This window comes from Brevundimonas sp. P7753 (assembly GCF_013386595.1).
In the GTDB taxonomy this organism is placed as follows: Bacteria; Pseudomonadota; Alphaproteobacteria; order Caulobacterales; family Caulobacteraceae; genus Brevundimonas; species Brevundimonas bullata.
In genome coordinates, this window is sequence record NZ_JACARP010000214.1 from 1 (window position 1) to 2,484 (window position 2,484).

Here is a 2,484-nt window from a genome sequence, read left to right on the forward strand (position 1 = left end):
AGAGGAGTATAAAGGACAGCTCCCGCAGGATCCCGATGATCTGCTCTTCCGTGAATCTCGCTCGTTTCATTCCGTCCGTCCTTTCAAGGGCCGGACTCTAGCTCCGCGTGGAGGAAATTCTCAGGGGCACGTCAAGGGCCATCAGGATTACATGGTGAAGCTCATGGGCCACCGGGTGGTGCAGGCTTCCGTCCATCTGGCCGCTCTATCGAAGGATCGCTTCAGCGAACAAGAGTTCACCCAATTAAGAACCATGGCGGCTGACATTGGCGTCGCCGCCTTTGGTCCCCTCCCCGTCCGTCCATACGATTTTGATAGACCGCCTGAAGTCATGGCAAAGCTGCAGATCCTTCACGACCTGCTTGATGGACTTTAGGCTGCGGGGCGTATTGATTTCAGGCGTCTTCAAACGAAAAAGCCTCCAACCGGCATGTGGGCGCGATTAACCCTTCGTTAATCCAGAATGAGCACCCTCTGCCTCGGACCCCTCATCATTTTTGCCGGCGCGCGCCAGCGCGCTTATGCATGCTTGAGGGTTTGTACCTTGAAATCGCTTCCCCATTCGACTCCTGCTGCCCCGGAACGCGAGCAGCAGCAGCGATGCGCGCCAATGCCAGCGACCGCCTCATCGGCATCGAAGGCGACCTGTCCTGCCATCATCCTAGCCGATGCGGACAGCGTCGCCTTCAAGTCGCCGCTGCCTATCGCCACGACCGTACGCAATCATGCTCAGACCATTGCTCTGGACACATCCCTCCCGCCCGAAGCCCGAGCCGCCTTGGCGGAAGACCTTCTCGCCGGGCTCGTTCGCGCCCTAGCGCGGGTGGCGGTGGAAATGCAAACCTGCCCTTCCCCTCCCCTTTCTGAGCCCAAACTCTGATGCGCGCAGCCCTTTACGCTCGCTTTTCTAGCGACCTGCAGAAGCAGACCTCGATCGAGGATCAGTTCACGGCCTGCCGGGCCTTCGCCGCCCGTCAGGGCATCGACATCGTCAGTGCCTTCGAGGACGCCGGCATATCCGGTGCCTCCATCGCCAACCGGCCCGGCTTTCTGGCCATGGAGCGCGCGGCCAAGGGCGGGGCGTTCAACGTAGTGATCTGTGAAGCTCTGGACCGCCTGTCCCGGTCGCAGGCCGACACCGCCGCCATCTTCGAGGACCTGCGCTTCCTTGGCGTATCCATCCTCACGATCTCCGAGGGCGTCGTCGATGAACTTCACGTCGGCCTCAAGGGCACGATGAACGCCCTCTTCCTCCAGGAAATCCGCCGAAAGACCCGGCGGGGCCTGGAGGGCGTGGTTCGTGATGGCCGCCACACCGGCGGGCGGGTCTACGGTTACGCCATCCGCCGCGAATTCGACGCGGCAGGCGAACCGATCCGGGGTCTGCGCGATATCGTCCCAGCCGAGGCCGAAGTCGTCGTCGAGATCTTTCGCAAGTACGCTGCGGGCGCCTCCCCACGCGCCATAGCGGCAGAACTGAACGCGCGCGGCGTCCCCAGCCCTCGAGGCAAGGCTTGGAACGCCTCGACCATCAACGGCAACGCCGATCGCGGCAACGGCGTCATCCACAACGAACTCTATCGGGGCGTCCTGGTGTTCGGCCGCCAGACCTGGCTGAAGGACCGCAGCACCGGCGCTCGCAATGCGCGCAAGGGCGACCCGGCCAGCATTGTCCGCCAGAAGGTGCCCGACATGCGGATCGTGCCGGAAGACCTCTGGCTCAAGGTCCGCGCCCGCTATGAAGAAAACCGCCTGGGTCCGCAGAAGACGTCGTCACTGGCGTCGGTTCGCCCGAAGCATCTGCTCAGCGGCAAGCTGACCTGCGGCTGCTGCGGCGGCCCTATGATCCGCAGCGGATCCGAGCAGAGATTCGTCTGCTCCTGGCGACGCGAGCGCGGTCCGGCCGCCTGTGACAACGGGCGCGGGGTGAAGGGTGCCGACATCGCCGACCGGGTCCTGGCCGCCCTCAGGGATCGCCTTCTGGCGCCTGACATCGTCGCCTCCGCCATGGAAGAGGCGCGCCTCGAAATGGACAAGCGCAATCGATACATCCGGGGCCGACGAAGCAAGCTGGAATCCGACCTGGCCGAAGCCAAGCGCCGGTCGGACCGGCTGATCGACCAGGTGGCCGACGGCGCCCTGAGCGGCGCCGCGATCAAGGAGAAGCTGGCCATGCTCGAGGCCCAGCGTGCGACGTTGGAGACGGAACTGGCGGCTGAGGAAGCGCTCTCCCCGGTGTCCCTGCACCCAGGAATCGCCGAGCATTATCGCCGCGTGGTAGGCGACCTCGCCCAGGCGCTTCATCGCAGCGACAGCGAGGCAGCGGCCGAAGCGCGCGACCTGGTGCGCCGGTTGATCGAGACGGTCGTGGTGACGCCGCTGCCGGAACGGGGCAAGTACGCGCTGACCGTACAAGGCAAAATCGCCGCCCTGGTGAACCAGGACGACGATTGTACTATTGTAGTGGGTGCGGGAGCAGGATTT

2 protein-coding genes are annotated in these 2,484 nt (G+C 64.1%); both read left to right on the top strand.

From position 1 onward, the window contains the following. Positions 1-376 (top strand): hypothetical protein (locus HX774_RS19855; protein ID WP_218650540.1); only part of this gene is annotated, 376 nt, incomplete at its 5' end. Between the two features lie 503 nt (positions 377-879). Beyond that, positions 880-2,484: recombinase family protein (locus HX774_RS19215; protein WP_178829007.1), on the top strand; the 1,605-nt coding region annotated here is incomplete at its 3' end.